At 72.8% G+C, this 24,793-nt stretch carries 23 protein-coding genes; 10 read left to right on the top strand and 13 right to left on the bottom strand.

The annotated features are described in order from the left end of the window. Positions 1 to 410: 410 nt before the first annotated feature. Positions 411 to 1,079: a pyridoxamine 5'-phosphate oxidase gene (gene pdxH, locus ACFV6E_RS17770; protein WP_385167795.1), complete on the top strand. Its 669-nt coding sequence runs from the start codon at positions 411 to 413 to the stop codon at positions 1,077 to 1,079. Positions 1,080 to 1,094: 15 nt separating this feature from the next. Here the strand turns inward: pdxH and ACFV6E_RS17765 are convergent, their stop codons facing one another. From ACFV6E_RS17765 to ACFV6E_RS17710, 12 genes are all read right to left on the bottom strand, one after another. Next, complete coding sequence (locus tag ACFV6E_RS17765; RefSeq protein ID WP_385167762.1) at positions 1,095 to 1,700, bottom strand: TetR/AcrR family transcriptional regulator; 606 nt, start codon at positions 1,698 to 1,700, stop codon at positions 1,095 to 1,097. Further along, positions 1,688 to 2,428 carry an enoyl-CoA hydratase family protein gene (locus ACFV6E_RS17760; protein WP_385462617.1) on the bottom strand — a complete coding sequence of 247 codons (741 nt, stop codon included), beginning with the start codon at positions 2,426 to 2,428 and terminating at the stop codon, positions 1,688 to 1,690. The genes ACFV6E_RS17765 and ACFV6E_RS17760 overlap by 13 nt, the downstream gene beginning before the upstream one ends. Continuing rightward, a complete protein-coding gene (locus ACFV6E_RS17755) occupies positions 2,425 to 3,990 on the bottom strand; it encodes a 4-coumarate--CoA ligase family protein (protein ID WP_385167766.1) in 1,566 nt (521 codons plus the stop codon). The genes ACFV6E_RS17760 and ACFV6E_RS17755 overlap by 4 nt, the downstream gene beginning before the upstream one ends. A gap of 76 nt (positions 3,991 to 4,066) precedes the next feature. Continuing rightward, a complete protein-coding gene (locus ACFV6E_RS17750) occupies positions 4,067 to 5,227 on the bottom strand; it encodes an acyl-CoA dehydrogenase family protein (RefSeq protein ID WP_385167768.1) in 1,161 nt (386 codons plus the stop codon). 32 nt (positions 5,228 to 5,259) lie between these two features. After that, complete coding sequence (locus ACFV6E_RS17745) at positions 5,260 to 7,131, bottom strand: acetyl/propionyl/methylcrotonyl-CoA carboxylase subunit alpha (RefSeq protein WP_385462614.1); 1,872 nt, start codon at positions 7,129 to 7,131, stop codon at positions 5,260 to 5,262. A gap of 11 nt (positions 7,132 to 7,142) precedes the next feature. After that, positions 7,143 to 8,756 carry an acyl-CoA carboxylase subunit beta gene (locus tag ACFV6E_RS17740; RefSeq protein WP_385462611.1) on the bottom strand — a complete coding sequence of 538 codons (1,614 nt, stop codon included), beginning with the start codon at positions 8,754 to 8,756 and terminating at the stop codon, positions 7,143 to 7,145. After that, complete coding sequence (locus tag ACFV6E_RS17735; protein WP_385462608.1) at positions 8,753 to 10,447, bottom strand: acyclic terpene utilization AtuA family protein; 1,695 nt, start codon at positions 10,445 to 10,447, stop codon at positions 8,753 to 8,755. Before ACFV6E_RS17735 ends, ACFV6E_RS17740 begins: the two co-directional genes overlap by 4 nt. Beyond that, entirely contained in the window at positions 10,444 to 11,238 is a 795-nt protein-coding gene (locus ACFV6E_RS17730) for a TIGR03084 family metal-binding protein (RefSeq protein ID WP_385167774.1), read from the bottom strand. The genes ACFV6E_RS17735 and ACFV6E_RS17730 overlap by 4 nt, the downstream gene beginning before the upstream one ends. Positions 11,239 to 11,347: 109 nt before the next feature. Continuing rightward, complete coding sequence (locus ACFV6E_RS17725; protein ID WP_385167776.1) at positions 11,348 to 11,608, bottom strand: hypothetical protein; 261 nt, start codon at positions 11,606 to 11,608, stop codon at positions 11,348 to 11,350. Then, complete coding sequence (locus ACFV6E_RS17720; RefSeq protein ID WP_385167778.1) at positions 11,605 to 11,967, bottom strand: DUF6247 family protein; 363 nt, start codon at positions 11,965 to 11,967, stop codon at positions 11,605 to 11,607. Before ACFV6E_RS17720 ends, ACFV6E_RS17725 begins: the two co-directional genes overlap by 4 nt. Before the next feature lie 86 nt (positions 11,968 to 12,053). Then, positions 12,054 to 12,992, bottom strand: coding sequence for a DMT family transporter (locus tag ACFV6E_RS17715; protein WP_385462605.1), 939 nt, complete (start codon positions 12,990 to 12,992; stop codon positions 12,054 to 12,056). 119 nt (positions 12,993 to 13,111) lie between these two features. After that, positions 13,112 to 13,363, bottom strand: coding sequence for a GntR family transcriptional regulator (locus ACFV6E_RS17710; protein WP_385462602.1), 252 nt, complete (start codon positions 13,361 to 13,363; stop codon positions 13,112 to 13,114). A gap of 140 nt (positions 13,364 to 13,503) precedes the next feature. Here ACFV6E_RS17710 and ACFV6E_RS17705 point away from each other — a divergent pair, with 140 nt between their 5' ends. Both ACFV6E_RS17705 and ACFV6E_RS17700 read left to right on the top strand, forming a co-directional pair. Further along, a complete protein-coding gene (locus tag ACFV6E_RS17705; protein ID WP_385462600.1) occupies positions 13,504 to 13,755 on the top strand; it encodes a hypothetical protein in 252 nt (83 codons plus the stop codon). Continuing rightward, positions 13,752 to 14,033, top strand: a complete 282-nt coding sequence (locus ACFV6E_RS17700; RefSeq protein ID WP_385167784.1) for a hypothetical protein — start codon at positions 13,752 to 13,754, stop codon at positions 14,031 to 14,033. Before ACFV6E_RS17705 ends, ACFV6E_RS17700 begins: the two co-directional genes overlap by 4 nt. 27 nt (positions 14,034 to 14,060) lie before the next feature. On the opposite strand, the gene ACFV6E_RS17695 is transcribed toward ACFV6E_RS17700, so the two are convergent. After that, entirely contained in the window at positions 14,061 to 17,126 is a 3,066-nt protein-coding gene (locus ACFV6E_RS17695) for an FAD-binding and (Fe-S)-binding domain-containing protein (protein ID WP_385462747.1), read from the bottom strand. Between the two features lie 327 nt (positions 17,127 to 17,453). Between ACFV6E_RS17695 and ACFV6E_RS17690 the strand changes: the two genes are divergently transcribed. From ACFV6E_RS17690 to serC, 7 genes are all read left to right on the top strand, one after another. Then, positions 17,454 to 19,349, top strand: coding sequence for a sensor histidine kinase (locus ACFV6E_RS17690; protein WP_385462597.1), 1,896 nt, complete (start codon positions 17,454 to 17,456; stop codon positions 19,347 to 19,349). Then, complete coding sequence (locus ACFV6E_RS17685; RefSeq protein WP_385462594.1) at positions 19,346 to 19,753, top strand: roadblock/LC7 domain-containing protein; 408 nt, start codon at positions 19,346 to 19,348, stop codon at positions 19,751 to 19,753. Before ACFV6E_RS17690 ends, ACFV6E_RS17685 begins: the two co-directional genes overlap by 4 nt. Then, positions 19,750 to 20,106, top strand: a complete 357-nt coding sequence (locus ACFV6E_RS17680; RefSeq protein WP_385167788.1) for a DUF742 domain-containing protein — start codon at positions 19,750 to 19,752, stop codon at positions 20,104 to 20,106. Before ACFV6E_RS17685 ends, ACFV6E_RS17680 begins: the two co-directional genes overlap by 4 nt. Then, complete coding sequence (locus tag ACFV6E_RS17675; protein ID WP_385462591.1) at positions 20,087 to 20,824, top strand: ATP/GTP-binding protein; 738 nt, start codon at positions 20,087 to 20,089, stop codon at positions 20,822 to 20,824. The genes ACFV6E_RS17680 and ACFV6E_RS17675 overlap by 20 nt, the downstream gene beginning before the upstream one ends. Positions 20,825 to 20,877: 53 nt before the next feature. After that, entirely contained in the window at positions 20,878 to 22,044 is a 1,167-nt protein-coding gene (locus ACFV6E_RS17670) for a cytochrome P450 (protein ID WP_385462744.1), read from the top strand. Next, entirely contained in the window at positions 22,041 to 23,312 is a 1,272-nt protein-coding gene (locus ACFV6E_RS17665) for a cytochrome P450 (protein ID WP_385462588.1), read from the top strand. Before ACFV6E_RS17670 ends, ACFV6E_RS17665 begins: the two co-directional genes overlap by 4 nt. A gap of 303 nt (positions 23,313 to 23,615) precedes the next feature. After that, positions 23,616 to 24,734 carry a phosphoserine transaminase gene (serC, locus tag ACFV6E_RS17660; protein ID WP_385462585.1) on the top strand — a complete coding sequence of 373 codons (1,119 nt, stop codon included), beginning with the start codon at positions 23,616 to 23,618 and terminating at the stop codon, positions 24,732 to 24,734. Positions 24,735 to 24,793 lie beyond the last annotated feature (59 nt).

Genomic DNA, 24,793 nt, shown 5'->3' with positions numbered 1-24,793 from the left:
AGGTCCCGTAACACGTACCCGGTGAGACCTCGGCGGCTCGCGGTCCGGAGCGGACGCTGTGGTGCTTCGGCCGTCACTGCGGTGCTGCGGCGGTCACTGCGGTGATGCCCGGTGCGGTCCGCGGTCATCCGGCCGGGTACCGGTCGACGGCCATCCGGCCGGGTACCGGCCGGCGGTCGTCCGACCGGGTGCCGCAGCAGCACGATATCCCCGAGTGCCACCGTTGGGGAGACTCTGCGGCACTGAGTGCCACACAGTGACGAAGCGCACGCCCGCGAAGTCCTTTGCCCGTACGGCAGGATGACCGCGTGAACGACCGTGTGAACGACCGCCACCCGGATGAATCCGCCGCCGAACCCCTCGTCCTGCGCGCGGCGGCGGCAGCCGACGCCGCGCCCGGCACCGCCGCCATGGGGGCACTCGCCGCCGACCCCGCGACGATGCGCGCCCACTACCGCGCGGCAGGGCTCGCGGAGCCCGATCTCGCGCCGGACCCGATGGGCCAGTTCGCCCGCTGGTTCGAGCAGGCCGCGCAGGCCGCCGTCCGGGGCACGCTGTACGAGCCGAACGCCATGGTCGTCTCGACGGCCGACGCCGAGGGGCGGCCCAGTTCCCGCACGGTACTGCTGAAGCAGTACGACGAGCACGGCTTCGTCTTCTACACCAACTACGACTCCCGCAAGGGGAGCGAGCTGACCGCGAACCCGTATGTCTCGCTGCTGTTCCCCTGGCACCCGATCGCCCGGCAGGTGATCGTCTCCGGCGTGGCGCGGCGCACCGGGCGCGACGAGACGGCGGCGTACTTCCGCTCCCGCCCGCACGGCTCCCGGCTGGGTGCGTGGGCGAGCGCCCAGTCCTCGGTGATCGGCTCGCGCGCGGAGCTGGACGCTTCGTACGAGGAGCTGGCGGCCCGCTATCCGGAGGGCGAGCAGGTGCCGGTCCCGCCGCACTGGGGCGGCTTCCGGGTGACGCCGCGATCGGTGGAGTTCTGGCAGGGCCGCGAGAACCGGCTGCACGACCGCCTGCGGTACGTGGCCGGGGCGGACGGCGGCTGGCGGGTGGAGCGGCTGAGCCCGTGAGCCCCGGGGCGTGGTTCAGCCGAGCGCCTCGTCCAGCAGCGCCGCCCACTGCGCGACCACCCGTTCGCGGCGCCCCGCGTCGTCGGTGAGCAGATTGGCAAGGCCCAGGCCGCGGGCCATGTCGAGCAGGCCCTGCACCGTCTCGCGGACGCCGGGCCGCGACTCGTCGGCGGCCAGCAGGTCGACGGCGATGCGGTGGGTCTCGCGGCCGACACGGGCCTCCAGCTCGGTGACGCGCGGGCGCAGCGGCTCCTCGTAGGAGGCGGCGACCCACAGGTGCAGGGCGGCCCGGAAGAGGGGTCCCGTGTAGAGGTCGACGAGGGCGGCGACCACGGCGCGGCGGTCGGCGGCGCCCTCGGGGAAGAGGGCGCGCAGCGCCGTGGAGCGCTCCTCGGCGACGTACTCGACCGCCGCGGTGAACAGGTCCTCGCGGGTGGGGAAGTGGTGCTGGGCGGCGCCCCGGGAGACGCCGGCGCGCTCGGCGACGACGGAGACCGTGGAGCCCGCCCAGCCGTGTACGGCGAGGCAGGCCACGGCGGCCTCCAGGAGCCGCTGCCGGGTGGCCCGGCTGCGGTCCTGCTTCGGGGCCCGGTCGGCGCCGGTCGCGGTCACAGCACCCATGCGGGATCCCGTCGTTCGAGGAAGGCCGTCATCCCCTCGCGGGCCTCGGCGGAGGCGAACAGCCGTGCCGAGAGCGCGGTCAGCGCGGCGGCGTCCCGGTCGAAGGTCTCCAGCACGATAGCCGTGAGCAGCCGTTTCGTCTCGGCCAGGGCCTGGGGCGAGGACCTGCGCAGGCCGTCGAGTACGGGTTCCAGGGCGGCGTCGATGCCGGTGGAGGTGGCGGCGACCGTCAGCAGCCCGATCCGGGCGGCCTCTTCCGCGTCGAAGCGCTCGCCGGTGAGGTAGTAGCGGGCGGCGGCGCGCGGGTCGAGGCGGGGCAGCAGCGGCATGGAGATCACCGCGGGCGCGACGCCGATCCGTACCTCCGTGAAGGCGAAGGTGGCGTCGGGTCCGGCCGCCGCGAGGTCGCAGGCGCCGACCAGGCCGAGCCCGCCGGCCCGTACGTGGCCGGTGACCCGGGCGACGACCGGCTTGGGCAGTTCCACGACCTGGCGCAGCAGTGCCACGAACGCGGCCGGGTCCGGCGGCTGCTTCAGGTCGGCGCCCGCGCTGAAGGTGTTCCCCGTGTGGGTGAGCACGACGGCGCGCACGTCTGCGTCCGCGCCGCAGTCGGCGAGCGCGTCCGCGAGCTCGCCCACCAGGGCGGCTGACAGGGCATTGCGGTTCCCCGGGGAGTCCAGGGTCAGCGTGGCGACGCCCCGCGCGCGCGTGACGGTGACAACGCTCATGACCTCTCCCGCAGTTCCCGGCGCAGGATCTTCCCGGAGGCGGCGCGCGGCACGCTCTCGACGAAGGTCACGCCCCGCACCCGCTTGTACGGGGCGACGCGCTCGGCGACGTGCAGCATGACCTCGTTCTCGGAGAGGTCCGGCGCGGACGGCTGGCGGACCACGAAGGCGTGCGGGACCTCGTTGTGGTCGTCGTTGTAGACGCCGATGACGGCGGCGTCGGCGATGGCGGGGTGGGTGAGCAGCAGGGCCTCCAGCTCGGCGGGCGCGACCTGGAACCCCTTGTACTTGATGAGTTCCTTGACCCGGTCGACGATGTACAGCCAGCCGTCGGCGTCCACGTGGCCGACGTCGCCGGTGCGCAGCCAGCCGTCCGCGTCGATCATCTCGGCGGTGGCCTCGGGGTGCCCCAGGTAGCCCTTCATCACCTGGGGGCCGCGGATGGCGATCTCGCCGGCTTCGCCGACGCCCAGGTCCTGCCGCGGGTCGTCCAGGGCGAGGATGCGCATCTCGGTGCCGGGGATCAGCTTGCCGACCGCGCCCGGGGGCGGGTTCTCGGCGTCCAGGGGGACGACGTGCGTACCGGGTGACAGCTCGGTCATGCCGTACGCCTGCCCGATCGGCGGCAGGCCGAGTCTTCGGGAGCAGGCGGCGGCCAGTTCGGCGTCCAGGGGCGCGGCGGCGCTGACGATGTGCTCCAGGGACGACAGGTCGTAGCCCTCGACCGCCGGGTGCTTGGCGAGGGCGAGGACGATCGGCGGGGCCACGTAGAGGCGGGTGATGCGGTGCTTCTCGATGGCCGCGAGGAAGGTGTCGAGGTCGAAGCGGGGCAGCACGACGACGGTGGCGCCCTGCCGCAGGGGGCCGTTCATGAGCGCGGTCAGACCGTAGATGTGGAAAAAGGGCAGAACTGCCAATATGCGGTCACCCGGGCCCGTCGGGGTCGTGGGCTCCAGCTGCGCCAGATTGGTGGCTATGGAGCGGTGGGTGAGCATCACGCCCTTGGGGGTGCCGGTGGTGCCCGAGGAGTAGGGCAGGGCGGCGACGTCCTCGGCGGGGTCGATGGCGACCGCGGGCTCGGGCGCGGTCGTGCCGAGCAGGTCGATCAGGGAGCGGTGGCCCGGGGCGCTGTCGCAGACGAATATCTCTCTTATGCCGCCCGCCTGTCCGGCCGCCGCACGCGCCACGTCCAGGAGCGGTGAGACGGTGACGATCCAGCGGGCGCCGCTGTCGCGGAGCTGCTTGGCGAACTCCTCGGCCGTGGCGAGCGGATGCACGGTGGTGACCGAGGCCCCTGCGCGCGTGGCGGCGTAGAAGGCGGTCGGGAAGGCGATCGTGTTCGGGCTGTGCAGGGCGAGCACGTCGCCCTTGGCGAGGCCCGCCTCGGCGAACGCGGCGGCGATCCTGCGGTGGAAGTGGTCGACCTGCGCGTAGCTGAGGGTGGTGCCGTCGACCCCGTCGACCAGGGCCGGGAGGTCGCCCCGTTCGGCGGCCCGGCCGAGGACCGCCTCGTGGATGGGCACGTCCACGGCCGGGACGTCTGCGTACTCGCTGCGGAACACGGTTCCTCCTGGGTGCGGCCTCTGGGCGGCGTGCGGCTCCTGGTGCGTCTCGTGGTACGGCTCCCTCGTACGGCATCTAGTACGACTTGGGAAGGCCCAGGGTCTGGTGGGAGACGTAGTTGAGGATCATTTCCCGGCTCACCGGGGCGATCCGGGCCACCCGGGAGGCCGTGATGAGGGAGGCGAGGCCGAACTCTCTGGTCAGGCCGTTGCCGCCGAGGGTGTGCACGGACTGGTCGACGGCCTTCACGCACGCCTCGGCCGCCGCGTACTTGGCCATGTTGGCGGCCTCACCGGCCGCGACGTCGTCCCCGGAGTCGTACAGATGGGCCGCCTTCTGCATCATCAGGCGGGCCAGTTCGAGTTCGATGTGGGCCTGCGCGAGGGGGTGGGCGATGGCCTGGTGGGCGCCTATGGGGGTCTTCCAGACGCTGCGCTCGCGCGCGTAGGCGACGGCACGCGAGAGGGCGTAGCGGCCCATGCCGATCGAGAAGGCGGCCGTCATGATCCGCTCGGGGTTGAGCCCGGCGAAGAGCTGGAGCAACCCCGCGTCTTCGTCACCGACCAGGGCGTCGGCGGGCAGCCGTACGTCGTCGAGGATCAGCTCGAACTGCTTCTCCGCGCTGTGCAGTTCCATGTCGATCTGGCGCCGCCCGAAGCCCTCGGCGTCCCGGGGGACGATGAACAGGCAGGGCTTGAGCCGGCCGGTGCGGGCGTCCTCCGTGCGCCCCACCACGAGCGTCGCGTCCGCGATGTCGACGCCGGAGATGAACACCTTGCGCCCGTTCAGCACCCAGCCGTCGCCGTCGCGGCGGGCGGTGGTGGTGATCCGGTGCGAGTTGGAGCCCGCGTCGGGCTCGGTGATGCCGAACGCCATGGTGCGGGTGCCGTCCGCGAGGCCGGGCAGCCAGCGCTCCTTCTGCGCGTCCGTGCCGAAGCGGGCGATGACGGTGCCGCAGATCGCCGGGGAGACCACCAGCATGAGCAGCGGGCAGCCCGCGGCGCCCAGCTCCTCCAGGACGATGGAGAGCTCGGCTATGCCGCCGCCTCCACCGCCGTGTGCCTCCGGCAGGTTCACGCCGAGATAGCCGAGCTTGGCCGCCTCCGACCAGAGGGCGTCGGGGTGGCCGCCCGCGTCCACGGCGCGCGACATGTAGTCACGGCCGTAGCGGGCGCCCAGGGCGGCGACGGCAGCGCGCAGCGCCTTGTGTTCCTCGGTTTCAATGACGGCGGTCATCGGGTCCTCTCCTCGCTCTGCGCGTACGGGGTTCAGGGGGTGCTCTGTACGACGGCCAGAAGCGTGCCCATCTCGACCTGTCGGCCAGGAGTGGCGTACAGGGCGGTGAGGGTGCCGTCCGCCGGGGCGGAAACGCGGTGCTCCATCTTCATCGCCTCCAGCCAGAGCAGGGGCTGTCCGGCCGTGACCGGGGAGCCCTCGGTGAGGCCGTCGGCGACGCGGACGACCGTGCCGGGCATCGGCGCGAGCAGGGAGCCTGGCTCCTGCCGGGCCGTGGGGTCGGGGAAGCGGGGCAGGGCGGTGAGGGCGGTGGCGCCGACGTACACGCGGTCCCCGTAGCGGTGGACGGGGAACCTGCGACGGACGCCGCCGATGTCGAGGACGACGAGCCCGGCGTCCGCGTGCACCACGCGCACCCCTTCGGCGGCCAGACCGCCCTCCCGGGTGTGGTGATAGCGGACCTCGTGCTCGGTGCCGGTGCCGTCGCCCCGGCCATCGCCGTCCACCAGGTACCGCTTGGTCTGCGGCTGGGAGGGCAGGTTGCGCCAGCCGCCGAAGCGGGAGCGCCCGTGGGCGTCCGCGAGGGCGGCGGCCAGCGGGGCGTACGGGTCCGGTACGGCCGCCGTGAGGTCGTCCAGGTGCCGGTCGTAGAACCCGGTGTCCATCCGCGCGGCGGTGAACTCCGGGTGGCGCAGGGAGCGGACGAGCAGGTCCCGGTTGGTGACCGGGCCGTGGACGTCCGCACGCTCCAGGGCACCGGCGAGTGCCCGGACGGCTCCCGCGCGCGTGGGAGCGTATGCGACCGCCTTGGCGATCAGGGGGTCGTAGTGGACGCCGATGGTGTCGCCGTCCGCGTAACCGGTGTCCAGGCGGATGCCGTCAGGTACGGCGAGCCGGTGCAGGGTGCCGGTCTGCGGTGCCCACGCGTGCGCGGGGTCCTCGGCGTACAGGCGGGCCTCTATCGCGTGTCCACGCGCGCGTGGCGGGTCGGCCGGGAGGGCCGCGCCCTCGGCGACCTCGATCTGGAGGGCCACGAGGTCGACGCCGAACACGGCCTCCGTCACCGGATGTTCGACCTGGAGGCGGGTGTTCATCTCCAGGAAGTGCGCCCGGCCGTCGGCGACCAGGAACTCGACCGTGCCCGCGCCGACGTAGTCCACGGCACGGGCGGCCCGTACGGCCAGCTCCTCCAGCTCCGCGGTGAGCGCGGGCGGCAGGCCCGGGGCCGGGGCCTCCTCGATCACCTTCTGGTGGCGTCGCTGGAGCGAGCAGTCGCGGGTGCCGAGCGCCCACACCGTGCCGTGGGTGTCGGCCAGCACCTGCACCTCGACGTGCCGGCCGCCCTCCACGTACGGCTCGACGAAGACCTCGCCGTCGCCGAAGGCGGCCAGCGCCTCGGACCGTGCTGCCGTCAGCTCGGCCTCCAGGGCGCCGAGTTCGCGTACGACGCGCATGCCGCGTCCGCCGCCGCCCGCCGCCGCCTTCACCAGCACCGGCAGGTCGTCCTCGGTGACCTCGCCGAGCGGCGCGAGGCCCATCAGCTCCTTGGCGCGGGTCTTGGACGCCATCGCCTCGATCGCGGCGGGCGGCGGCCCGATCCAGACCAGGCCCGCGTCGATGACCGCCCGCGCGAAGTCGGCGTTCTCGGACAGGAATCCGTAACCGGGGTGCACGGCGTCCGCGCCCGCGTCCAGGGCGGCCTTCACGATCAGCTCGGCGCGCAGGTACGTGTCCGCGGGTGCCGCGCCCGGCAGCCGCACCGAGGCGTCTGCCACGCGCGCGTGGAGGGCGCCCCCGTCGGCGTCCGAGTGCACGGCGACGGTACGGATGCCCAGTTCGCGGCAGGTGCGGAAGACCCGGCAGGCGATCTCACCGCGGTTGGCGACGAGCACTGAAGTGATCATCAAGCAGGACCTCACATCCGGAGGACGCCGAAGCCGCCGCGGGCGCCCTCGTAGGGGGCCGTGTGGATCGCGGACAGGCACAGGCCGAGGACGGTGCGGGTGTCGCGCGGGTCGATGACCCCGTCGTCGTACAGCCGCCCGGACAGGAACATCGGCAGGGACTCCGACTCGATCTGCTGCTCCACCATGGCGCGCAGCGCGGCGTCCGCCTCGTCGTCGTAGGGCTGTCCCTTCGCCGCCGCCGACTGCCGGGCGACGATCGACAGGACGCCCGCGAGCTGCTGCGGGCCCATGACGGCGGACTTGGCGCTGGGCCAGGCGAACAGGAACCGCGGGTCGTACGCGCGCCCGCACATCCCGTAGTGGCCCGCTCCGTAGGAGGCGCCCATGAGGACGGAGAGGTGGGGGACGCGGCTGTTGCTCACCGCGTTGATCATCATCGCGCCGTGCTTGATGATGCCGCCCTGCTCGTACTCCTTGCCGACCATGTAGCCGGTGGTGTTGTGCAGGAAGAGCAGCGGGATGTCGCGCTGGTTGGCGAGCTGGATGAACTGGGCCGCCTTCTGGGACTCGGCGCTGAACAACACCCCCTGGGCGTTGGCCAGGATGCCGACGGGATAGCCGTGCAGGCGGGCCCAGCCGGTCGTCAGGCTCGTCCCGTACAGCGGCTTGAACTCGTCGAAGTCGGAGCCGTCGACGATCCGGGCGATCACCTCGCGCGGATCGAAGGGCGTCTTGAGGTCGTCCGGGACGATGCCCAGGAGTTCGTCGGAGTCGTACTTCGGGGGTTCGACCAGGGCGGGGGCGGGATCGTCGTACGCCTTGCGGTGGTTGAGGCGGGCGACGATCCGGCGGGCCTGGCGCAGGGCGTCCGGCTCGTCCACGGCGAAGTGGTCGGCGAGGCCCGACACGCGCGCGTGCATCTCGGCGCCGCCCAGGGACTCGTCGTCGCTCTCCTCGCCGGTGGCCATCTTCACCAGGGGCGGGCCGCCGAGGAACACCTTCGCCCGTTCCTTGACCATGACGACGTGGTCGGACATGCCGGGGATGTACGCGCCACCGGCCGTGGAGTTGCCGAAGACGACCGCGATCGTCGGGATCCCGGCCGCCGACAGCCGGGTCAGGTCGCGGAAAATGGCGCCCCCGGGGATGAAGATCTCCTTCTGGGAGGGCAGGTCGGCGCCGCCGGACTCGACGAGGCTGATGCAGGGCAGCCGGTTGGCGAGCGCGATGTCGTTGGCGCGCAGGGCCTTCTTCAGGCTCCAGGGGTTGCTGGCGCCGCCGCGCACGGTCGGGTCGTTGGCGGTGATCAGGCACTCGACGCCCGCGACGACGCCGATGCCGGTGACGAGCGAGGCGCCGACCGTGTATCCGGGGGCCTCGCTGCCCCAGGCCGCCAGCGGCGACAGCTCCAGGAAGGGGGTGTCGGGGTCGAGGAGCAGTTCGATGCGCTCCCGGGCGAGCAGTTTTCCGCGCTTGCGGTGCCGGGCGACGTACTTCTCGCCGCCGCCCGCCAGCGCCTTGGCGTGCTCGGCGTCGAGGGCGGTGAGCTTGCCGAGCATGGCCTCGCGGTGGGCCGCGTAGTCGGGGCCGGTGGTGTCCAGGGAGGTGGGAAGGACCGTCACAGGAGCGTCTCCGGTATGTCCAGGTGGCGGGAGCGGAGCCATTCGCCGAGCGCCTTGGCCTGAGGGTCGAAGCGGGCCTGGGAGGCCACGCCCTCGCCGAGGATCCCTTCGATCACGAAGTTCAGGGCACGGAGGCCGGGCAGGACGTGCCGCGCGACGGGCAGGTCACGGCTCTCGGGGAGCAACTGCCGGAACCGGTCGGCCGTCAGCTCGTGCGCCAGCCACCGCCAGGCTTCGTCCGTCCGCACCCAGACGCCGACGTTGGCGTGGCCGCCCTTGTCGCCGCTGCGCGCGCCGGCGACGAGGCCGAGGGGGGCGTGGCGGACCGGCGTTCCGTCGGGGAACGGCGGCGGCGAAGAGGGGTCCCCGACCGGCCCGAGTGCGCGGGTCTCGGCGGGCGGGGCCACAGGGATACGGCGTCCGTCGTGGAGGACGGCCACATGGTCCACGGCGCCATGGGCTACGTACACATCCTCGAAGACGCCGTAGGGCGCGCCCTTTCCGGGTGGGGCGAGCACATGGAAGCCGGGGTAGCTCGCCAGGGCGAGTTCGACGGCGGCCCCGCTGAGCGTCCGGCCCACCGCGTCCTGGTCGGCATCACGGACGACCAGGCGCAGCAGGGCGCTCGCCGTCTCCTCGGTCGCCGCGTCGGGACGGTCGGTCCGTACGAGGTCCCAGCGCACGTCCGCCGGACGGGACTTGGCGGCGTCGAGCGCGGCCTCCATCTGGTCCCGTACGAGCGCCGCCTTGTGCTCGATATCGAGGCCGGTCAGCACGAAGGTGACCTCGTTGCGGAAGCCGCCGAGCCGGTTGAGGCCGACCTTGAGGGTCGGCGGCGGTGCCTCGCCCCGTACGCCGACGATCCGTACCCGGTCCGGGCCCTCCTGGGTCAGCCGGACGGTGTCGAGGCGGGCGGTGACGTCGGGCCCTGGGTAGCGGGCGCCCGCCGTCTCGTACAGGAGCTGCGCGGTGACCGTGCCGAGGTCGACCACGCCGCCGGTGCCGGCGTGCTTGGTGATCACGGCGGTGCCGTCCGCGTGGAGTTCGGCGAGCGGGAAGCCGGGGCGGCGCAGCCGGGCGGGGTCGTGGTCGGTGAAGAAGGCGTAGTTGCCGCCGGTCGCCTGCGTGCCGCACTCCAGGACGTGCCCGGCGACGACGGCACCGGCGAGCCGGTCGTACTCCTCGGGTCCCCAGCCGAAGTGCGCGGCGGCCGGGCCGGTGACGAGGGCCGCGTCCGTCACCCGCCCGGTGACCACGACGTCGGCGCCCTCGCGCAGGCAGGCGGCGATTCCGCCGCCGCCGAGGTACGCGTGCGCGGCGAGCGCCGTCGGGTGGTCGCGTGCGAGGTCGTCGCCCTCGACGTGGGCGACGCGTACCGGGACGCCGAGGCGGGCGGCCAGTTCCCGGAGCGCGTCGGCGAGTCCGGCCGGGTTGAGGCCCCCGGCGTTGGTGACGATGCGCACGCCGCGTTCGTGGGCGAGCCCCAGACACTCCTCCATCTGCCGCAGGAAGGTCTTCGCGTACCCCCGCGCGGGGTCGCGCAGCCGGTCGCGGCCCAGGATGAGCATGGTCAGCTCGGCGAGGTAGTCGCCGGTCAGCACGTCCAGGGGGCCGCCGGTGAGCATCTCGCGCACGGCGTCGAAGCGGTCGCCGTAGAAGCCGGAGGCGTTGCCGATCCGCAGAACGGTCACTTCTCCCCCTCCCTGGGCGGGCGGCCGTCCCCCGGTGGCCCGGCGAACGCCTGGGCGATGTCCAGCCACCGGTCGGCGTCCTCGCCCTCCGCGCGGACGTCGAGGTCGTCGCGGTGGGCGCGCTGGGTGACCAGCAGACAGAAGTCGAGCGCGGCCCCGGTGACCCGCTGGTCGGCGCCCTCGGGCCCGTAGTTCCACAGGCCACCGTCCGGGGCGACGAGTTCGACGCGGAACTCGTCGTCGGGCGGGATGAGCCCCCGTACCGCGTAGGCGTAGTTACGGGCGCGTACGCCGATGCGGGCCACATGCCGGAGCCGGGCGGTGGGTGCGCGCACCACACCGAGGGTGTCCGCGATGTCCTGGCCGTGGGCCCAGGTCTCCATAAGACGGGCGGAAGCCATGGAGGCGGCCGACATGTGGGGCCCGTACCAGGGGAAGCGGGCGCCGGGCGGTGCGTCGCGCAGGGCGCGGTCGAGCGCGGTACGGCCCTGCCGCCAGGTCGCGAGCAGCTCGGCGGGCGGTTTCTTCGCGCCGTCCGCCGCGCCCTCGTCCACGAAGGTGTACGGCGCGGCGAGCGCCCTTTCCACCAGGACACGGAAGCCGTCCTCGTCGGTGACGGCCAGCAGGGCGGAGTGATCGGTCCAGGCGAGGTGGGCGATCTGGTGAGCGACGGTCCACCCGGCGGCGGGCGTCGCAAGCGCCCACCCCTCTGGCGTCAACTCGCTTACCAGAAGGTCGAGTTCATCACTTTCGGCACACAGGTCGTCGAGCACGGGCGTCGGATCGGCCATGACGGGAGCATGGCAGCGCCCCCAGAAACAAGCAAGCGTGCTTGCATGAATGGTTCACCCACTCGGGGACCCGTCGAGCAGCGGTCTGCCGCGCTCGAGCGAAAGGTGCTCAGGCGAAAGGGTCGGGCTGAATCTGCCAGATGCTGACGAGTTCCGAGCGCGGCGTGACCATGTACACGAAGAAGCCGCCCGCCACGAATACCTGCTTGGCGCCCTCGTCGGCTTCCTGGAAGGCCGACCCGTGAAGATGAAGCGCCTCGGCGGCACGGACCAGCTCGGCGGCCTTACGCTCCACCTCGGCGAGGAAGGCGGCGGGCGCGCCGGCTGCCACGGTGTCCTCGTCCGGAACGTACTCCCAGCGCCAGGTCACTCGCCGCGCACCGCGCTTGCGGCTTCTCGGTAGATGCCGCTCGCCTCGACCAGATGCTCGCGCGCCGCCTCGGGCGTGGTCGCGACCTGGGCAAGGTACTCGGCCCGGTGATACGCCCTCGCATACTCCGGGTGACGCTCGATCTCGATCAGAGCCGCCCAATGGGCCAGGTAGGCGTGGACAGGCCCGAGCGAACCGTGCTCCACCGCCTCCGCGAGCGCCTGGTCCTTCGCCTGGTCGTACGCGGTCAGAAGCTGCGGGGCGACAACGGCACACGCGGCACGCAAGGCGCCTGGAGTGCGCTCCGGACGGGGGATCAACGGCCCGTCCCCGGCCCTCTCCGTGTGCTGAAGGCTCATGCTGCCGCTCCCTTCATGCCCTCGGTCCGAATGTCAACGCGTGCCCGACTCTAGCCCCAGAACGCTCGGCCGCGTCTTGTGAACCCTCAGACGGGTTCCGTCGGGAGGGGTGCCTTCCTCCGGCCCACCTGGGTGCGGACCGCGCCCATGCTCGCCGCTACGACCAGGGCGATCGCTGCGGCCTCCGGCGCGGTCAGGGCCTGGTCCAGGACCAGGAAGCCCGCGATGGCCGCTATGGCCGGTTCCAGGCTCATCAGGACCGCGAACGTCGACGCCGGCAACGAGCGCAGCGCGAGCAGTTCCAGCGTGTACGGCAGCACCGACGACAGCATCGCCACCGCCGCGCCCAGCCCCAGCGTCGTCGGATTCACCAGCTTCGCCCCCGACTCCGCGATCCCCAGCGGCAGGAAACACACCGCCGCCACCGCCATCGCCAGCGCCAGCCCATCCGCCTGCGGAAACCTCCGCCCCGTACGCGCGCTGAAGATGATGTACCCCGCCCACATCACGCCCGCCCCCAGCGCGAAGGCGACGCCCGCCGGGTCCAACCCGCTGAAGTTTCCGCCGCCCAGCAGGAAGACGCCCCCCAGCGCCAGCCCCGCCCAGACCAAGTTGATCGCCCTGCGCGACGCCAGCACCGACAGGGTCAGCGGGCCCAGCACCTCCAGCGTCACCGCCGTACCCAGCGGGATGCGGTCCACCGCCTGGTAGAAGAGGCCGTTCATCGCTCCCATCGCCAGGCCGAAGACCACGACCGTCCCCCAGTCGTTGCGCGAGTGCCCGCGCAGCCTCGGCCGGCACACCAGCAGCATGACGATCGCCGACACCACCAGGCGCAGCGTCACCACGCCCAGGGCTCCCGCCCGGGGCATCAGACTCACGGCCAGCGCGCCACCGAACTGCACCGATATGCCGCCGGCGAGCACCAGGCCGACCGGCCCCAGCGAACCCCGGCGCGGCGCACCTGCCGGTGCGGCAGCGGGGGCCGCCGTGGAAGTGGGCTGGGCGGGGGTGGGGGTGGTCACGGCGCCTTCCAGGGATCAGGTGCGGGGGTACGTCCAGCTCGATGCACTGGGAAGTTCAGGGTAGTGCACCGGTTCAGGGGCGTACAGCCGTTATGCAACTGACAGGGAAGGGCGACCTGTTACTCAGTGGACTCTCCGAGACGTTCGGCGACGAACGATCCGAGGCCGACCTCCGCGCGAATGAGACCCTCCGCCTTGAGGTGGGCCAGCGCCTTCTGAGCGGTCGAGGCCGCGATCCCGAACTCGGCGGACAACTCGACAACGGACGGCACCCGAGCCCCTACGGGATACCGACCGTCGGCGATGCGCTCAGCGATGGCTGCGGCGACCTGACGCCAGACGGGGCGGGTGCGGTCGAGTTCGGGACTCATGCGGTTGACGCTAAAACTCTGCGGTAGACCGCGCGACCGCAGTACACTGCGGTCTACCGCACTTAGCGTGCTCAACGAAACACCCCCGCGACGGGGCCTAACCGTCCGGGGGCACGGTCACCAGATTTGGAGCTGACGACGTGACCCACCTTATCCGCCGCCTCACCGCCTGGGTAAGTCTCCTGCTCACCCCGCGCGGAACGCACCGCCGTACCGCGCGTCACCGCGTACGGCCGGTCGCCCCGCCCCGCCCCGCCGCCTGCTCCCCGTCACCCCCCTCCTCCCTCCCTCCCCACCGCAGCCCCTACGGACTCGACACCCCCCTCGACGGCGCCGCCACGAAAGCCCTCCGCCCCTACCTGGCCCACCTCGTCCTGGAGGTCGCCGCATGATGGAGCGCCCCGGCCGGCTGCTGCCCTGGGCGGGCGGCGAGGGCAAGACCTGTTACTTGATCACCGACGACCCGGACGGGCCCATGTCCCGGCTCGCCGACACCACCGAAACCGTCCAGTTGGACATGGGCGCACGGCTCCTCACGCACGCCGACGCCCTGCTCCCCGACACCCCTCCCGGCGACCTCCGCCATCTCGCCGAGTGCCTGACCGGGGCGCTCCGCGACGCCCTGCGCATCGCGGAGAGCCGGGGCCGGCGGCTGGAGCGGTGGGAGTGACGGTGGGCGTCCGGCACCCCGGTCCGGCTACTCCCGCAGCGCCTCCGCCAGTACCTCCGCCAGGTGCCGGCCGTCCCGCCCCGCGAGCTGCGCCACCTGCGTACGGCACGAGAAGCCGTCCGCCAGGACCACCGCTTCCGGCGGTGCCGACCGCACCGCCGAGAGGAGCTGTTCCTCCGCGCACGCCGCCGACACCTCGTAGTGCCCCTTCTCGAAGCCGAAGTTCCCCGCCAGGCCGCAGCAGCCGCCGGACAGCGGGCCGGTCAGACCGGCCGCCTCACGCAGCCGCCGGTCCGCCGCGTCGCCCAGCACCGCGTACTGGTGGCAGTGCGTCTGGCCCACCGCGGGCCGGTCGACGCGCGGCGGGGTCCAGTCCGGCGCGTGGCGTTCCAGCGCCTCGGCGAAGGTCAGCACGGCGGACGCCAGGCGCGGCGCGCGCGGGTCGTCGTGGAGCAGTTCCGGCAGGTCCGTGCGGAGGGCGGCGGCGCAGCTCGGCTCCAGGACGACCACCGGCAGGCCGCTCTCCAGCACCGGTTCCATCAGGTCGAGCGTGCGGCGCAGTACGGCGCGGGCGCGGTCGAGCTGGCCGGTGGAGACGTACGTGAGGCCGCAGCAGACCCGGCCCCGGCGGGTACGGAGGGCGGGAACGGCCCCCAGCCCGGTCGTCTTCCCGTCCCCTACGGGTGCCGACGGGAAGCGGACCGTCGGCGGCAGCAGTACCTCGACCCCGGCCGCCTCCAGGACCCGTACCGCCGCCTTGCCCACGGAGGGTGAGAGGTGCTCGGTGAAGGTGTCCGGCCACAGCACGACGGCGTTCCGGCCGGTGCCGGGGAACGGCCCCCGGTCCCCGGTGCTGGTACCGGTACCGGCCGCGCGCAGCCAGCCGCGGGCCCGGTCCCGGAAGCGTCGCGACCACCAGCGGCTGAACGGTTCCCGCGCCAGCCGGGGCAGGGTGCGCTCCGGCGCGATGCCGCCGAGGCGTTTGGCGAGGGCGGCCAGCGGGGGCAGCGCGGCCAGGGCGTTGAGCGGGCGGGCCGTACGCGTCCGGGCGGCCAGTTCCAGCCAGCGCGGCAGCCACCCCATCGCGTAGTGCGCCGCCGGGCGCCTGCGGCCCGCGTAATGGTGGTGCAGGAACTCCGCCTTGTACGTGGCCATGTCCACGCCGACCGGGCAGTCCGTGCGGCACCCCTTGCAGGACAGGCACAGGTCGAGTGCGTCCCTGACCTCCGTCGAGCGCCAGCCGTCCGTGATCACCTCGCCCGCGAGCATCTCGTGCAGCAGCCGGGCCCGCCCCCGGGTGGAGTGCTCCTCCTCCCCCGTCACCCGGTAGGAGGGGCACATCACCCCGGGGCCGGGTGGACTCGTGGCCTCCGTACGGCACTTGGCGACGCCCACGCAGCGCCGTACCGCCGCCGAGAAGTCGCCGCCGTCCGCCGGGTAGCCGAACTCCACGTCCACCGGTTCGCGCGGCAGCACTGCGAAGCGCAGGTTCGTGTCGAGCGGGTGCGGCCGTACCAGCATCCCGGGGTTGAGGAGGTCGTCCGGGTCCCAGACGGCCTTCGCCCGCTCGAAGAGGGCGACCAGCTCCGTGCCGTACATCCTCGGCAGGAGTTCGGCGCGGGCCTGCCCGTCGCCGTGCTCCCCGGAGAGGGAGCCGCCGTGCGCGACGACCAGGTCCGCCAGTTCCCCGGAGAAGCGCCGGAAGCGGGCCACCCCGGCGGGCGTCAGCAGATCGAAGTCGATACGGACGTGGATGCAGCCGTCGCCGAAGTGCCCGTACGGGGTGCCGCGCAGGCCGTGGTCCGCGAGCAGGCGCCGGAAGTCCCGCAGGTACGCGCCGAGCCGGGCGGGCGGGACGGCGCAGTCCTCCCAGCCGGGCCAGGCCTCACCGCTCGGCCGCGTCCGCTTGTCCGGCCAGACTTCACCGCTCGGCCGCGTCCGCTTGTCCGGCCAGGTCTCCGCGCCGGGCGCGGTCGCCCGGTCCGGAATGCGGGTCGCCGCGCCGCTCGCGTCCTCGCGGATGCGCCACAGGGCGCGCTGCCCGGCCCGGTCGGTGACGACGCGGGCGTCCAGCGCGTCCGCCGCCCGCACGATCGCCTCCGCGCGGGCCCCGGCCTCACCGGCGTCCGCCCCGCCCGTCTCCACGAACAGCCAGGCCCCGCCCCTGGGCAGCCCCGCGTCCGAGCGGACCAGGTCGGCGGCCATCCCCTCCACCGTCAGCGGCCCGTACGGCAGCAGGCCCGCCGCCGCCTCCGCCGCCGCGCTCTCGTCCGCGTACCCGAGCACCGCGAGCGCCTGCGCGCGCGGCGCCTCGACCAGCCGGACCACCGCCTCCGTCAGGACGCCGAGCGTGCCCTCGGAGCCGCAGAAGGAGCGGGCCACGTCCGCGCCGCGCTCGGGCAGCAGGGCATCCAGGGCGTATCCGCTGATGCGCCGCGGGAGGTCGGGGTAGCCCGTACGGAGCCGGGCCAGTTCGCCGTCGACCAGGGAGCGGAGGCCCGCCGGGGCGCCCGCCCAGTCGCGGCCGGGGCGCAGCGTCTCGCCCCGCGCGGTGAGGACCGTCAGCCCGCGCACGTTGTCCGCCGTGGTGCCCCAGGCCACCGAGTGCGAGCCGCAGGAGTTGTTGCCGATCATGCCGCCGAGCGTGCAGCGGCCGTGGGTGGAGGGGTCGGGGCCGAAGCGCAGGCCGTGCGGGGCCGCCGCCTCCTGGAGCCGGTCGAGGACCAGGCCCGGCTGGACCACCGCCGTGCGCGACTCCGGGTCCAGGGACAGCAGCCGGTTCATGTGGCGGGTGAAGTCCAGGACGACTCCGGTGCCGGTGGCCTGTCCGGCGATCGAGGTACCGCCGCCGCGCGGCACGACCGGCACGCCGCGCGCCCGGCACACCGCGAGGGCCGCCGCGACGTCCTCGGCGTCCCGCGGGGCCACCACGCCGAGCGGTACGCGGCGGTAGTTGGAGGCGTCCATGGTGGTCAGCGCCCTGGCCGTCGCGCCGAAGGCGACCTCGCCGCGTACCGCCGCGGCCAGCGCGGCCCGCAGCTCGACGGGGTCCGCCGTACCCTCCGCCGTGTCCCCCGCCGTGTCCCCCGCCATGCCCTCCGCCGTGCCCTGCTTCCCTGGATCCGTCATGGCTTCAGGATGCATCGGGGGTCGGGGGGCGGGCCTCGGCGCGGGATCGCCGGTCATCGCCGCGCGCCTTGGCGCGGGATCGCCGGTCTTTACGGCGATTTGGGGCCGGATCCAGAAAGCTGCTCAGGAACCTCCCCGCATCGATCACGAACTCTCATATAGTGACGGCTTGTTGGGCAACGGGTGACGCTCCCCTATGCGTAAACAACAGAAACCACGCAGACCCACCCACGCCCAGAACAGAGAACGAAGCACAGACCGAGGACCAAGCTCCGACCGAGGACACGATTGATGACCGCGCCCCTCCCCCCAGGCGAACGGCCCACCTTCCGTACGGTCGCGCCGGCCCCCGCGATCACCGCAGTACTGTCCGCCCTCGTGGTCGCCGGCGCGGTCGCCGCGGCACCGGACTCGGTCCGCGTGCCCCTCGCGTGGGGCGCCGGGGCGGGCGCCGTCCTGCTGTGCGTGGCCGTCGCCGTCGCGGCCCGCTCCCTGCACGCCGCCCGGCTGACCCGGCGCCGGCTCGACGCGGTGGCCGCGGACTCCGGCCGGCTGCTCCAGGAACGCGCCCGGCTCGCCGACGAACTCTCCCGCGAACGGGGACGGCTGGCCGAGGAGTTCGCGCAGGAGCGCGCCCGGCTCGCCGACGAGGCGACCCGCGAGAGCGCCCGGATCGCCGACGAGCTCGGCGCGGAACGGATACGGCTGACCGAGGAGTTCGCCCAGGAGCGGCAGCGGCTCACCGCGGACCGGACCCGGCTCGCCGACGACAACGCCCGGCTGAACGAGCGCGCCCGGCAGGCCGCCCGCGCCCGCGACGCCGCCGTCGCGGCCACCGCCAACGCGGCGGGCCGGATGCAGGCGCTCGCCACCGGCATGCTCGCCGACCTGCGCGCCATGGAGGAACGCCACTCCGACGAGGACGTCCTCGCCGACCTGCTCCACCTCGACCACCGCACCGCCCAGGCGGGCCGGCTCGCCGACTCCGTCGCCGTCCTCGCGGGCGCCCGCTCCGGCCGCCGCTGGGCCCGGCCGATCGTCATGGAGTCGATCCTGCGCGGCGCGATGGGCCGCATCAGCGGCTACCAGCGCGTCCGCATCCACTCCACCAGCGAGGCCGCCGTCTCCGGGCACGCCGCCGAGGGCGTCATGCACGCCGTCGCCGAACTCCTCGACAACGCCGCGAACTTCTCGCCGCCCACGGCCGAGGTGCACGTGTACGTCGAGGAGGTGCCGGCCGGTGTCATCGTCTCCGTCGAGGACAGCGGCCTGGTGATGAGCGACGTACAGCTCCGCCGCGCCGAACAGGCCGTGTCCGGCGAGACCTCCGACCTCGGCGGCATCACCGGCACCCGGCTCGGCCTCGCGGTGGTCGGCCGGCTGGCCCGCAAGCACGGCCTGAAGGTGTCCTTCCGGCCGTCGGCGCGCGGCGGTACGGGGGTGCTGGTGCTCGTACCTCAGGAGCTGCTCTCCACGTCGGCCACGCCGCCGGCCGCGCTGCCCAAGGGGAGCGCTGCCGGGAGCTCGGGGGCTTCGGGCGCGGTGACGGCCTCGGGTGCGGTGACGACCTCAGCGGCTTCGGGGGCGAGCGAGTCGTCGCCCTCGCAGACCTCCTACGCCGCCGCCCGCGCCACCGGTGACCTCGACCCCGACCCGGTGCCCACCCACGAGTCGCCGGCCCGCGCCGGTACGGGCGCCGACACCGCGAGCGCCGATACCGCGAGCGGCGGTCTGCCCAAGCGCCGTCGCGGCCGTACCCTCGCCGAGGCCGAGCGCCGCGCCCAGGCCGCGAGCACCGCCCGCGTCGACCGCGAACCCCCGACGGCCGAGCAGACCAAGGCCCGCGCCGCCCGCTTCAGCAGCTTCCGCCAGGCGGTCCGCAACACCGTGCCCGACCAGGCCGCCGTCCAGGGCAGCGTGCCTGAGGAAACCCGGCCCGAGGACATACGGCCCGAGGACATACGGCCCGGCGAAACGCGGCCCGAGGAGACCCGGTCCGGGGAAACCCCGTCCGGAGACAGCGCCCGTACAAAAGCGCCGCGTTCGCACGCGACCGCCGCCGCGGGCACCCCGGCCCGCACGAACGCACCCGAAGAGGCGGAACGGGAGGCCGTGTCCGAACCGGCCAACGCCACCGCCAGCCCCCCGCCCGCGCACTCGCACCCGGAAGGCGACACCACTTCATGACCGGCACCACCACCGCCGACGAGAAGCTCTCCTGGCTCATCGAGGGTCTGCTGGAGCGCACCCCGGGCGCCCGCCACGCCCTCGTGCTCTCCCGCGACGGCCTGAAGCTGTGCCGTACCCCGGAGCTCTCCGTCGACCAGGCCGACCAGCTCGCCGCGATCGCCGCCGGCATCCAGTCGCTGTCCCACGGCGCCTCCGTGGAATTCGGCGACGGCAGCGGCGGCGTCCGCTCCGCCATGGCCGAGTTCTACGGCGGCGTCCTGTTCATCGTCGAGGCCGGCCAGGGTGCCCACCTGGCCGTCGTCACCGCCGAGGACGCGGACGCCGGACTCGTCGGACACAACATGAGCGAGCTCGTGGAACAACTCGGCGAGCACCTGATCGCTCGGCCCCGGACCTCATGAGCCGGCCCGGCAGGGACGACGCACCCGACCGGCTGTACACCCTCACCGGAGGGCGCAGCCGGTCCGGCCCCGACACCCCGTTCGACCTGGTTACCCTGGTGGTCGCCGAGTGCGATCCGGTACCCGGCATGCAGTCCGAGCACGCCCGGATCCTGCGGCTCGCCGAGCGGCCCACCGCCGTCGTGGAGATCGCCGCCGAGCTGAAACTGCCGGTGAGCATCGTCCGGATCCTGCTCTCCGACCTCCTCGCCGCGGGCCGCGTCAGCGCCCGCCACCCGCGCAAGGCCGTCTCCTCCGGTCTCCCCGATCCCGACATCCTGGAGCAGGTGCTCGTTGGACTCCGTAACCTCTGACGCCAGGACCCCGCTGGGGGCCACCGCCGACAACGGACTGAAGATCGTCGTCGTCGGCGGCTTCGGCGTCGGCAAGACGACCCTGGTCCGTTCCGTCAGCGAGATACGTCCCCTCAACACCGAGGAGACGATGACCCAGGCCGGCGAGGCCGTCGACGACACCAGCGAGGTGCGCGGCAAGACCTCCACCACCGTCGCCTTCGACTTCGGCCGAATATCCCTCGACGCACGCAATGTGCTCTACCTCTTCGGCGCGCCCGGTCAGGAGCGGTTCTGGTTCCTCTGGGACCGGCTGTTCTCCGGCACGCTCGGCGCGGTCGTCCTCGTCGACACCCGCCGCATCGACGACTCCTGGTACGCCATAGACCGGCTCGAACACCACGGGACGCCGTTCATCGTGGCCTGCAACGACTTCGGCGGCACCACCCACACCCCGGCCCAGCTCCGCGAGGCGCTCGACCTCGACCCGCACGTGCCGCTGGTCGAGTGCGACGCGCGGTCCCGCGAGTCCAGCAAGCGGGTGCTGATCACGCTGGTCGAGCATCTCAAGACCCTGTACGCCGGGCAGGCCGGGCAAGCCGGGCAGGCTCGTCAGGCCGGGCAGACCGCTCAGGCCGGGCCTGCTCACGCCGGGCAGACCGCTCAGGCCGGGCAGGCTGCTCACGCCGGGCAGGCCGGCGTCGACGAACCCCATACATCACCGGAGTTGGCCCTGTGACGCCTGATCCCGTACTGCTGAGCGATCCCAGGTTCCAGACCGACCCCGCCGCGATGTACCGGGACATGCGGCGCGACCACGGGTCCGTCGTCCCCGTGATCCTCGAAGGCGACGTCCCCGCCTGGCTCGTCCTCGGCTACCGCGAGCTGCACCAGGTCACCGGCGACTCCGTGCTGTTCAGCCGGGACTCCGACCTGTGGAACCAGTGGGACAACATCCCCGACGACTGGCCGCTGCTGCCGATGATCGGGCGCAAGCAGAACTCGATCCTCTACACCGTCGGCGAGCGGCACCGCGAGCGTGCCGCCATGATCGGCAACGCGCTGGAGGCCGTCGACTCCTTCGAGCTGCGCTCGACCACCGAGCGGTACGCCGACGAACTGCTCGACGCCGTGTGCGCCAAGGGCGAGACCGACATCATCGCCGACTTCGCGATGCTGCTGCCGGTGCGAGTGCTGGCCTTCGTCTTCGGTTTCGCCGACGAGCAGGGGCCGGGGCTCGTCACCGCCCTCAACGACATGATCAACGGGCGGGAGGGGGCGATCGCCGGGCAGCAGCACCTCGGCGCCTCCATGGCGCAGCTCCTCGCGGACCGCAAGGCCTCCCCCGCGAGCGACGTGGCCTCCCGGATGCTCGCCGACTCCTCCGGCTTCACCGATGAGGAGATCATCCAGGACCTGATGGTCGCGCTGGCCGCGGGCCACCAGCCGACCGCCGACTGGATCGGCAACTCGCTGCGGCTGATGCTGACCGACGAGCGGTTCGCGGCTTCGCTGTTCGGCGGGCGGCACAGTGTCGCCGAGGCGATGAACGAGGTCCTGTGGGAGGACACGCCCAGCCAGAACATCGCCGGGCGCTGGGCCACCCGTGACATCCAGCTCGGCAGCCACCGGGTCCGTACCGGTGACATGGTGCTGCTCGGTCTCCAGGGCGCGAACTCCGATCCGCAGGTGCGGACCGACGGCTCGGCCCTGACCGGCGGCAACAACGCGCACTTCTCCTTCAGCCACGGCGAGCACCGGTGCCCGTTCCCGGCACAGGAGATCGCCGAGGTCATCGCCCGTACGGGGATCGAGGTGGTCCTCGACCGGCTGCCGGACATCGATCTCGCCGTACCGGCGGAATCCCTGGCGCGGCGGCCCTCGCCCTGGTTGCGCGGGCTCAGCGAACTTCCTGTGCGGTTCACCCCGATCCCGGCCCTTGGAGGCACGTCCGCATGACCACCGACAGCGGCATACACCCCGGCACCGGCAGAGAGACCCCCGCAGACCCCGAGCGGATCGCCCTCGACCCGTTAGTGTCCGACCTCGTCGGCGAGAGCGCGCGGCTGCGGGCGGCGGGGCCGCTCGCCGCGGTGGAGCTGCCCGGTGGGGTGCCTGTGTGGGCGGTCACCCGGCACGCGGAGGCCCGTGCGCTGCTCACGGATCCCCGGATGGTCAAGGACATCAACGTGTGGGGGGCCTGGCAGCGGGGCGAGATCGCGCCCGACTGGCCGCTGATCGGGCTGGCGAATCCGGGGCGGTCCATGCTCACGGTGGACGGGGCGGATCACCGGCGGCTGCGCACGCTCACCGCGCAGGCGCTGACCGTGCGGCGGGTGGAGCGGATGCGGGAGCGGATCGTCGAGCTGACGGAGGGGTTGCTCGACCGGCTCGCCGCGCGTACCGCCGACGGTGACGGTCCCGTCGATCTGAAGGCCGAGTTCGCCTACTGGCTGCCGATGTACGTCGTCGCCGACCTGATGGGGCTCGAGGAGGAGCAGCTTCCGCGGCTGAAGGTGCTGTTCGAGAACTTCTTCGACACGCTGGCCGCGCCCGAGGTGGTCCTCGCGACGCTCGCCGAGCTGTCGGAGCTGATGACCGCGACGGTCGCCAAGAAGCGGGAGAACCTGGGCGACGACCTGACGAGCGCGCTGATTCTCGCCTCCGAGAACGGTGACCAGCTCACCGATCAGGAGATCGTCTCCACGCTTCAGGTGATCGTCGCGGCGGGACACGAGACGACGATCTCGCTGATCGTGAACGCGGTGGTGAACCTGTCGACGCATCCGGAGCAGCGGGAGCTCGTGCTGTCGGGGGAGGCCGACTGGTCCGCGGTCGTCGAGGAGACGCTGCGGTGGTCCGCGCCCACGTCGCACGTGCTGATCCGGTTCGCCACGGAGGACGTGCCGGTCGGCGACAAGGTGATCCCGGCGGGGGATGCGCTGATCGTGTCGTACGGGGCGATCGGGCGGGACGAGAGCGCGCACGGACCGTCTGCGAACGTCTTCGACATCACCCGCACCACGGAGAACCGGCACATCTCGTTCGGGCACGGGCCGCATGTCTGCCCGGGCGCTGCCTTGTCCCGGCTGGAGGCGGGGGTCGCGCTGCCGGCTCTGTACCGTCGCTTCCCGAAGCTGGATCTGGCGGTACCGGCGTCCGAGCTGCGGAACAAGCCGGTGGTGACGCAGAACGATCTGTACGAGCTGCCGGTGCGTTTGGGCTGACGCCGGTTCGCTGCCGGTAGTGGGCGGGTCGGGGCCGCCCCGGTACATCCGCCCGTCGCTTGCGCGGTCGCCTGACTTTCCTACGGAGCTCCCGTATCGGTACGACCACGCAATCGACGGGCATTTGATGTACCGGTGCGGCCCCTTCCGTGCGTACGCGGCTGCGGGCCGGCTTGCCATGAGGCACCGGGCGACCCGCCGTACAGAAGTCAGCAGGGGGAAATTCCGCCCCTCCCTGCTCGCTCCGTCTCACCGGACGGACGACGTTTCGCCCAGGTTTCCCCGAACGGTTAGGCTCCCGTCGTGGCTGAGATCCAGATTCCCGCTGACATCAAGCCCGCCGACGGACGATTCGGCGCGGGCCCCTCCAAGGTGCGGACGGAAGCGCTGGACGCGCTGGCCGCCACCGGTACGTCCCTGATGGGCACCTCTCACCGCCAGGCCCCGGTCAAGAATTTGGTCGGGCGCGTTCGCGAGGGCGTGCGCGAGCTGTTCTCGCTGCCGGACGGGTACGAGGTCGTCCTCGGCAACGGCGGCTCGACCGCGTTCTGGGACGTGGCGACGCACGGTCTGATCGAGAACAGGTCGCAGCACCTGAACTTCGGTGAGTTCTCCAGCAAATTCGCCAAGGCGTCGAAGCTCGCTCCGTGGCTGGCCGAGCCGGATGTGATCGCTTCCGAGCCGGGTACGCATCCGGAGCCGGTGGCCGAGGCGGGCGTGGACGTGTACGCCTTCACGCACAACGAGACCTCGACCGGTGTGGCCATGCCGATCAAGCGGGTGGCCGGTGCGGACGAGGGCGCCCTGGTGCTCGTGGACGCGACCAGTGGTGCGGGTGGCCTGCCGGTGGACGTCTCCGAGACGGACGTCTACTACTTCGCGCCGCAGAAGTCGTTCGCCTCGGACGGCGGGCTGTGGATCGGGATCTTCTCGCCGGCGGCGATCGAGCGGGCGGAGCGTATCCACGCGAGCGGTCGGCACGTGCCCGAGTTCTTCAGCCTGCCGACTGCGATCGACAACAGCCGCAAGAACCAGACCTACAACACTCCGGCCCTGGCGACTCTCTTCCTGCTGAACGAGCAGTTGGAGTGGCTGAACGGGCAGGGCGGGCTCGACTGGGCGGTGCGGCGTACGGCCACGTCGGCGCGGACGCTGTACGGGTGGGCCGAGGACATCAAGTACGCGAACCCGTTCGTCGCCGACCCGGCCAAGCGGTCGCAGGTCATCGGCACGATCGACTTCGCGGACGAGGTGGACGCGGCTGCGGTGGCGAAGGTGCTGCGCGCCAACGGCATCGTGGACACGGAGCCGTACCGCAAGCTGGGCCGCAACCAGCTGCGCGTGGCGATGTTCCCGGCGATCGACCCGGCCGATGTCGAGGCCCTGACGAAGTGCGTCGACTATGTGATCGAGAAGCTGTAGTTCTCAACGACAACAGCAGCGAAGGGCGCCCGGCGGAGACCCGCGGGCGCCCTGGGCCC

The sequence above is a fragment of the Streptomyces sp. NPDC059785 genome (assembly GCF_042732375.1).
In the GTDB taxonomy this organism is placed as follows: domain Bacteria; phylum Actinomycetota; class Actinomycetes; order Streptomycetales; family Streptomycetaceae; genus Streptomyces.
This window is presented reverse-complemented; position numbering and strand designations above follow the sequence as displayed.

Coding starts and splice junctions, on each gene's coding strand:
- pdxH (WP_385167795.1), top strand. CDS start 411: ATGGGGGCACTCGCCGCCGACCCCGCGACGATGCGCGCCCACTACCGC.
- ACFV6E_RS17765 (WP_385167762.1), bottom strand. CDS start 1,700: ATGGGTGCTGTGACCGCGACCGGCGCCGACCGGGCCCCGAAGCAGGAC.
- ACFV6E_RS17760 (WP_385462617.1), bottom strand. CDS start 2,428: ATGAGCGTTGTCACCGTCACGCGCGCGCGGGGCGTCGCCACGCTGACC.
- ACFV6E_RS17750 (WP_385167768.1), bottom strand. CDS start 5,227: ATGACCGCCGTCATTGAAACCGAGGAACACAAGGCGCTGCGCGCTGCC.
- ACFV6E_RS17745 (WP_385462614.1), bottom strand. CDS start 7,131: ATGATCACTTCAGTGCTCGTCGCCAACCGCGGTGAGATCGCCTGCCGG.
- ACFV6E_RS17730 (WP_385167774.1), bottom strand. CDS start 11,238: ATGGCCGATCCGACGCCCGTGCTCGACGACCTGTGTGCCGAAAGTGAT.
- ACFV6E_RS17720 (WP_385167778.1), bottom strand. CDS start 11,967: ATGAGCCTTCAGCACACGGAGAGGGCCGGGGACGGGCCGTTGATCCCC.
- ACFV6E_RS17710 (WP_385462602.1), bottom strand. CDS start 13,363: ATGAGTCCCGAACTCGACCGCACCCGCCCCGTCTGGCGTCAGGTCGCC.
- ACFV6E_RS17700 (WP_385167784.1), top strand. CDS start 13,752: ATGATGGAGCGCCCCGGCCGGCTGCTGCCCTGGGCGGGCGGCGAGGGC.
- ACFV6E_RS17695 (WP_385462747.1), bottom strand. CDS start 17,126: ATGGCGGGGGACACGGCGGGGGACACGGCGGAGGGTACGGCGGACCCC.
- ACFV6E_RS17690 (WP_385462597.1), top strand. CDS start 17,454: ATGACCGCGCCCCTCCCCCCAGGCGAACGGCCCACCTTCCGTACGGTC.
- ACFV6E_RS17685 (WP_385462594.1), top strand. CDS start 19,346: ATGACCGGCACCACCACCGCCGACGAGAAGCTCTCCTGGCTCATCGAG.
- ACFV6E_RS17680 (WP_385167788.1), top strand. CDS start 19,750: ATGAGCCGGCCCGGCAGGGACGACGCACCCGACCGGCTGTACACCCTC.
- ACFV6E_RS17670 (WP_385462744.1), top strand. CDS start 20,878: ATGTACCGGGACATGCGGCGCGACCACGGGTCCGTCGTCCCCGTGATC.
- ACFV6E_RS17665 (WP_385462588.1), top strand. CDS start 22,041: ATGACCACCGACAGCGGCATACACCCCGGCACCGGCAGAGAGACCCCC.